The organism is Guyparkeria sp. (assembly GCF_046540515.1).
GTDB lineage: Bacteria > Pseudomonadota > Gammaproteobacteria > Halothiobacillales > Halothiobacillaceae > Guyparkeria.
This window is the reverse complement of the sequence record NZ_JBKHFB010000084.1, coordinates 1-7195: the sequence shown is the minus strand read 5'-3', so window position 1 is coordinate 7195 and position 7195 is coordinate 1. Positions and strand designations below refer to the sequence as shown.

The following is a 7195-nucleotide window of genomic DNA, read 5'->3' as shown; positions in this document are numbered from 1 at the left end:
GTGACCGCGGTGGGTTTCTTCGTCGATCGCGTCGACGGGGCGATGCGGGCCCAGGCCGCGCAGTTCCTCGCCGCCGACGCGCGCATGGAGGCCCCCGACCCGCTCGACGAGGCACTCGCCGCGGCCGAGGATCTCGACCTCACCACCAGCCGTCAGGTCACCTTCCCCACCGTGGTCCTCGCCGGGGAGCAGACCCTGCTGGTGGGCGTCAAGGCCGTGGATGAGGCCTACCCGCTGCGCGGCGAACTGACGATCCGCGATGCCGACGGCACCCGCAGCGTGACCAGCGGCCCGCCACCGGGCGAGGCCTGGATCGCGCCACGGGCGCGGCTGTCGCTGGGCCTCGAGCTGGGCGACACCGTCCAGGTGGGCCAGAGCGACCTGCCGGTGACCGCGGTGCTCGAGCGCGAGCCGGACGTGGGCAATGTCTTCTCGCAGGCCGCCCCGCGGCTGATGATCCACCGCGACGATCTCGCCGCCACCGAACTGGTCACCGACACCAGCCGGGTCGAGCACGCGCTGCTGGTATCGAGTGACGCCGACGACCGCGCCGCAAGACTCGACCGGCTGGCCGATCAGCTGCCCGCCGAGATCGAACTCGAGCGCCCCGAGAACAGCCAGCCGGCCTTCGAGACCGCCTTCGACCGGGCGGCCCGCTTTCTCGGTCTGGCCTCGGTGGTCGCCGTGCTGCTCGCCGGGGCGGCGCTGGTGATCGCCGCGCGCCACTACAACCGCATCCAGCAGGACGCCGCCGCGCTCATGCGGGCACTGGGCGCCTCGTCGAGGCAGATCGGGGCGATCTACCGCTGGCGCCTGTTGATGCTGGCGCTGGCCGCCGCCATCCCCGGCATCGCGATCGGCGCGGCGACGCAGTTGCTGCTGGCCGACCTGATGACCACCGTGCTGGACGTCGACCTGCCGCCGCCGGGCCTGTTCCCGGTGGTGCTGGGGCTGGCCGTCGCGCTGGTGGCCCTGTTCGGCTTCGCCCTGCCGAGCCTGGTGCAGCTCAAGCACACCCCGCCGTTGCGGGTGCTCAACCAGCAGTCGGTCGCCCCCAGTCCGGGGGCGGGGTTGCTGTTCGGCGCCGGGGTGGCGGCGATCGCGCTGCTGGTCTGGTTCCAGGCACGCGATCCGGCGCTGGCGCTGTACGTGCTCGGCGGCCTGACCGCCAGCCTCGGCACCTTCCTGGTCGTGGCCTGGCTGCTGGTAACGGCCCTGCGTCGCTGGCCGGCGAGAGGCGTGGCGCGCTTCGGCCTGGCGCGCATGGCCCGTGCGCGCTGGGTCTCGGCCACCCAGATCGCCGCACTCGCCCTGGGCGTGACCGCCGTGCTGCTGCTCTCGGTGGTACGCGCCGACCTGATCGACGCCTGGGAGGCCCAGATTCCCGACGATGCCCCCAACGTCTTCGCCATCAACATCCAGCCCGACGAGGTGGACGACCTGCGCGCGTTCCTCGACCGGCAGGGCATCGAGGACGCCGGTTTCTACCCGATGATCCGCGGTCGCTGGCAGGCGATGAACGACGACGCGGTGGATGTCGGGCAGTACGAGGGCCGAGCCCATCGGTTGGCCACCCGCGAGTTCAACCTCTCGGTGGGCGACGAGCTGCCGGCGGACAACGAGCTGGTCGCGGGCGAATTCCCGGCCGAGGGCTTCTCGGTCGAGCAGGGCATCGCCGAGACACTGGGCTGGTCGCTGGGGGATCGGCTGACGTTCCGCGTCGACGGGCGCGACATCGACGGCGAGATCACCTCGATACGCAGCGTGGACTGGGACTCGATGCGCCCCAATTTCTTCGTCATCGCCACCCCGGGACTGATGGAGAACGTCGCCGCACAGCACATCACCAGCTTCCACCTGCCCGAGGGCAGCGAGGACCGTCAGGTCGAACTGTTGCGCGAATTCCCCACGGTGACGCTGTTCGATGTCTCGCGCATTCTCGACGAGATACGCACCCTGATCGCGCGCGCCAGCCAGGCGGTCGAGTACGTGTTCGCCTTCACGCTCGCTGCCGGGCTGGTGGTGCTGCTGGCCGCCTTCGGCGCCAGCGAACGTCAGCGTATCCACGACGCGGCCGTGCTGCGCGTGATGGGCGCCAGCCGGCACATGGTGCTCAAGGCGTTGTGGATCGAGTTCCTGGCCCTGGGCCTGCTGGTGGGGCTGCTGGCCGCGGTCGCCGCGATGGGCGTGGGCTCGCTGCTCTCCGCTCAGGTATTCGACCTGCCCTGGCGCCTGAACCCCTGGCTGCTGGCCTGGGGCCTCGGCGCCGGCCTGCTGCTCGCCGCGCTGATCACCCCGCTTTTGGGGCGGCGCATGACGCGGGTGGCGCCGGCCAAGGCATTGCGGAACTGATCACAAGACCAACCAGCTCGCCTGAATCTGTTACCAGAGCCTGCCCCGGGAAGGGGAACTCATGTGCCGGCCTTATCGCCGTTCGCCCGTGCGTCTCGAACAAAAACGCCGTTCTTGCGCCGATCGACTTCGAACAAACCGATGGCCTCGAATAGCGAACTGAGCTTCGTATGACCGTAGTTGCGCGGATCGAAGTCATTAGCCGTCTTGTTCATGTAGTTGCCGACCGGGCTGAGATTGGCCCAGCCATTCTCGTCTGACGTTGCCTCTACGGCCGCACGCGCCAGGTGGACCAGTGCCGTGTCACCACGCAGCTCTTTTCCCCCGCGAGGGCGGTGCGCATGAATGACATCCTCTTCCTCGGGCGCGGTGAACACTTCGGTATAGATGAAGCGATCGCAGGCGGAAACGAAGGCTTTCGGCGTCTTCTTTTCCCCGATACCGAAGACGCTCAAACCCGATTCGCGAAGTCGAGCGGCCAGGCGGGTGAAATCGCTGTCGCTTGAAACGAGACAGAAACCTTCGAAGCGATCGGTGTACAACAGGTCCATGGCATCGATGATCATGGCACTGTCAGTGGCGTTCTTGCCGCTGGTGTAGCCGAACTGCTGCATGGGCTGAATGGAATGACCGAGCAGGGTCTGCTTCCACTTGCCGAGTTGTGGGGTGGTCCAGTCACCGTAGATCCGCTTGACGTGGGCAACACCGATCTTGGCCACTTCGGCCATCAGTCCATCCACTATGCCCGGCTGGGCGTTATCGGCGTCGATCAGTACGGCAAGTGACAGATTCGAGCCGTATCCATTTTCCATGGCAAGTTCCCTGTTGCTGATGTCAGTCGCCGACACGTGCCACGTGAATAGGCCGTTTGTCGCCGTATCCCTCCGGCACCGCGCTCGCCCCCGGTTCAACGTTCACGCGAACAGCGCATCGATCTCGTCCCAGAGGGAACGGAAGGCGAGGTTGGCCGGGTGGCGTGGGTCGCGGTAGACGGAAGGTCGCTGGTCCTCGCCCATCTGCTCGACGACCGAGGCGTAGGGGATTTCGCTTTCCAGCAGCTCGGGGATGTCGTGGCGATGGCGTTCGGCGAACTCGCGATGCATGCGCCGGCGGCGATCGACCAGCGAGAGGAAGGCACGCAGGCGTTCGGGGTGGATGCGGCGCTCGTCGAGGTGGCGCTTCAACTGGAACCAGGTGCGCTCGGACAGGTGCGTGGGCACCATCGGCACCAGCACCATGTCGGCGGCGCGCAATACGTTGTCGGCCAGCAGGGACAGCCCCGGCGGCGCGTCGATCCAGATTTCCTCGAACTGCTCGGTCAACGGGTCGAGCAGTTTGGCCAGCCGGAAGCCGGCATCCTTCTTGTCGGCGAGGTGATGCTCGATCGCCTGCTGGCCGGGCAGGGCCGGCAGCACCCAGAGGTGGTTGTGGATGGTGGGGCGCACCGAGGCGGCCAGCCCCTTGGGTTTCAGGAGCTTCTTGACCGAGCGCTCCGCGCCCGCCTCCGCCTGCAGGTACCACGACGCCGCGCACTGCGGGTCGAGATCCCAGACCAGCACCCGCCGGCCGGCGGCCGCGGACAACGCCGCCAGGTTGACTGCCGTGGCGGTCTTTCCCACCCCGCCCTTGACCGAATACAGCGCCACCGTCTGGGCCATGCCGACTCCCCGTTTCCGACTGATTCACACCTCGTCGGGGAGCATAGCATCGGGCCGGGCCGGATCTTGTGACAGTCGGGCCAGTCGCGGGGAACGGGGCGTACCGGGACGTCCCTCAGTGCTCGCCCAGTTCCTTGAGCTTGCGGGTGACGGTGTTGCGTCCCCAGCCGATCAGCGCGGCGGCCTTCTGCTTGTGCCCGCCGGTGAAGGCCAGCGCGGCCTGCAACAGGGTGCGCTCGAAGGCCGGGCCGGCCGTGGCGAGCAGGTCCTCGTCGCCGGCCTTCAGGCGCGCCTCGGCCCAGCGCGAGAGGTCGGCGGTCCAGCGGGTGAGCAACTGGTCGTCGCCGTCGGCATGGGCCTCGCCCAACCCCTGGACGATGGTGTCGGGCAGGTCGTCGATGCTGATCTCGTTGCCCGGCGCCATCACGGTCAGCCAGCGGGCGATGTTTTCCAGCTCGCGCACGTTGCCCGGCCAGGGGTAGTCGCACAGGCGCGCCTCGGCGGCGCGGGTGAGCGTCTTGACCGGCACGCCCAGTTCCTCGGCGGCACGGGCGAGGAAAAAGCGCATCAGCTGCGGGATGTCCTCGACCCGCTCGCGCAGGGCCGGCAGCTTGAGACGGATAACGTTCAGGCGGTGGTAGAGGTCCTCGCGAAAGCGCCCCTCCTTGACCAGCTCCTCGAGGCGCTGGTGGGTCGCGGCAATCACGCGCACGTCGCTCTGGATCAGCGAGGTGCCGCCGACCCGGTAGAAGTGCCCGTCGGAGAGCACCCGCAGCAGGCGGGTCTGCAATTCGAGCGGCATGTCGCCGATCTCGTCGAGAAACAGCGTACCCCCCTGGGCCTGCTCGAACCGCCCGCGCCGCTGGGCCGCCGCGCCGGTGAACGCCCCCTTCTCGTGGCCGAACAGCTCCGATTCGAGCAGGTCCTTGGGGATCGCCGCGGTATTGAGCGCCACGAACGGCCCGTCGCGCCGCTGGCTGTGGCGGTGCAGCGCGCGGGCGACCAGCTCCTTGCCGGTGCCGGACTCGCCGTTGATCAGCACGGTCACCGACGAACGGGCCAGCCGACCGATGGCGCGAAAGATCTCCTGCATGGCGGGGGCGTTGCCGATCAGCTCCGAACCGGACTCGGCCTCCGCCGGAGCGGCCAGCTGGGCCCGCTCGCGCGAGGCATCAAAGGCACGCTCGGCGAGACGCACGGCCTCGTCGATATCGAACGGCTTGGCGAGGTAGTCGAACGCCCCCTTCTCGAAGGCCCCGACCGCGCTCTCGAGGTCCGAGTGTGCGGTCATGATCACCACCGGGATGGCCGGGTGCTGCTCCGCCAACCGGGTGAGGAAGCTCAGCCCGTCCTCCCCGGGCATGCGGATATCCGAGAAGATCACGTCCGGCAGGTCGCCGCGATCGAGCCGCGCCTGGGCGCTCGCCACCTCGTCGAAGGATTCCACGGCGAAGTCGGTCGTGGCCAGCGCACGCTCGAGTACCCAGCGGATGGCCTGATCGTCGTCGATCACCCACAGGCGGGGGATGGGACGTCCGGTGTTCGACTTGTCGGCGGCTTGCATGGTCGGCTCACTCGTTCGGGGAAGGGAACGCCTTCCGCCCCGGGGCGTGGTCGCCGTCGGGATGGATTGGCAGGATCAGGGAAAACCGCGTCACGCCGCGCTTGGGCACGAACTCGATCATGCCCTGGTGTCGCTCGGCGATCGTCTGGGCCAGCGACAGGCCCAACCCGCTGCCACCGGCACGTCCGCTGACCATCGGCAGAAACAGCGTCTCGACCAGTTCCTCGGGCACGCCGGGACCGTTGTCCTCGACGTCGATGCGCACCGCCAGGCGGTGGAGCTTGCCGTGGATGGTGAACTGGCGCAGCACGCGGGTGCGAAAGGTCAGCCTCGGTTCGGGCGTGCCGCCCTCGCGCATCGCCTGGACGGCGTTGCGGGCGAGGTTGAGCAGCACCTGCACCAGCTGGTCGCGGTCGGCCCAGACGTCGGGGATCGACGGGTCGTAGTCCAGCTGCCACTCGAGCGGACGCTCGGCTGCCTCGATCCGCAGCAGATGACGCACCTGCTCGAGCGGCTCGTGGACGTTCACCCAATGGCAGTCGGGCCGATCGATCGGCCCGAGCATGCGGTCGATCAATCCGCGCAGGCGGTCGGTCTCCTGCAGGATGATGCGGGTGTACTCGGTCAGGGACTGATCGGGGAGCTCGCGCTCGAGCAGTTGCGCCGCGCCGCGCAGACCGCCCAGCGGGTTCTTCAGCTCGTGGGCCAGCCCGCGCATCATCTGGCGGGTGGTCATCTGCAACGAGTTGATGCGCGCATCGCGCGAGATGCGCAGGTGGCGCTCGATGTCGTTGAATTCCAGCATGACCCGGGCGCGGGGGTAATCCGGACGCGGCGTGATGGCGCAATCGGCCACGCGGGTGGACTCGTGGGCCAGCACCAGCTCGATCTCGCGCAGGGTCATCACCTGCTGGGTGGTCAGAGCCTCGCGGATGGTTTCGGCCAGCAGGGGGTTGACGGTGAATACCGTGTCGAAGCCCGACTTGAGCGCGGCGCCATAACTGGTGCCCAGGAACTGCTCGGCAGCCGAATTGAGATAGATCGGCCGATTGCGTTCGTCGAGCACCACGATCGCGGTGTTCAGTGTGTCGGCAAGCCGGGGCTCGGATCTGGGATTCATGCACTGCTCCACCGGGCGCGAAACGGCCGGCAGGTTCGGCCTACCGGGCGGCTGACGATTTTGGTGCAAGTAGCGTGCCCGGCCGGGGTCGCTCTCCGAAAGCGCGCCAAACCGCGTGCTGGCGGGAACCACGAGAACGTCGACGGTGGATGAGGACGCAAGGACACGCCCCTGTTGCACGGTATGAGTGCATGAGGATAGCCGACCGCACCGTTATTGGGAATTCACCATCAGCTGAAAGCGCACCGGTGGGCTTTCCTTGACCACCTCGTCATCGCGGTGGATCTGGGCAACCAGTTCATGCTTGCCCGGGGCCAGTCCGTTGATCAGGTGGCGACGGCCGGTGGAGTCGCGTACACGCGGCTCACCATCGACCAGGATGCGGATGCGGTCACCGCCGCGCAGGTCGGGCTGGATCACCAACTCCACGCTGATGCTGCCCTGCAACCGGCTGGCGACCTCGCCGTCGGCGGGCTCGACGATCGCCAGGTGCTGATACCC

6 protein-coding genes are annotated in these 7195 nt (G+C 68.1%); 1 reads left to right on the top strand and 5 read right to left on the bottom strand.

The window, feature by feature from the left end:
• On the top strand, positions 1–2352 hold a 2352-nt coding region (locus ACLFRM_RS08590; RefSeq protein ID WP_410755326.1), incomplete at its 5' end, for an ABC transporter permease.
• Positions 2353–2411: 59 nt separating this feature from the next.
• On the opposite strand, the gene ACLFRM_RS08585 is transcribed toward ACLFRM_RS08590, so the two are convergent.
• The 5 genes from ACLFRM_RS08585 to ACLFRM_RS08565 all read right to left on the bottom strand — a co-directional run.
• Complete coding sequence (locus tag ACLFRM_RS08585) at positions 2412–3164, bottom strand: NYN domain-containing protein (protein ID WP_410755325.1); 753 nt, start codon at positions 3162–3164, stop codon at positions 2412–2414.
• A 102-nt stretch (positions 3165–3266) separates the two neighbouring features.
• Complete coding sequence (locus tag ACLFRM_RS08580; RefSeq protein ID WP_410755324.1) at positions 3267–4010, bottom strand: ParA family protein; 744 nt, start codon at positions 4008–4010, stop codon at positions 3267–3269.
• 115 nt (positions 4011–4125) lie between these two features.
• Positions 4126–5574, bottom strand: a complete 1449-nt coding sequence (gene ntrC, locus ACLFRM_RS08575) for a nitrogen regulation protein NR(I) (protein ID WP_410755323.1) — start codon at positions 5572–5574, stop codon at positions 4126–4128.
• A gap of 7 nt (positions 5575–5581) precedes the next feature.
• Positions 5582–6694, bottom strand: coding sequence for a nitrogen regulation protein NR(II) (glnL, locus tag ACLFRM_RS08570; RefSeq protein ID WP_410755322.1), 1113 nt, complete (start codon positions 6692–6694; stop codon positions 5582–5584).
• Positions 6695–6907: 213 nt separating this feature from the next.
• Positions 6908–7195 (bottom strand): hypothetical protein (locus ACLFRM_RS08565; RefSeq protein ID WP_410755321.1); only part of this gene is annotated, 288 nt, incomplete at its 5' end.

Excerpts from the sequence above, each read along its gene's own strand:
- ACLFRM_RS08585 (WP_410755325.1), bottom strand. The coding sequence starts at position 3,164 with ATGGAAAATGGATACGGCTCGAATCTGTCACTTGCCGTACTGATCGAC.
- ACLFRM_RS08580 (WP_410755324.1), bottom strand. The coding sequence starts at position 4,010 with ATGGCCCAGACGGTGGCGCTGTATTCGGTCAAGGGCGGGGTGGGAAAG.
- ntrC (WP_410755323.1), bottom strand. The coding sequence starts at position 5,574 with ATGCAAGCCGCCGACAAGTCGAACACCGGACGTCCCATCCCCCGCCTG.
- glnL (WP_410755322.1), bottom strand. The coding sequence starts at position 6,694 with ATGAATCCCAGATCCGAGCCCCGGCTTGCCGACACACTGAACACCGCG.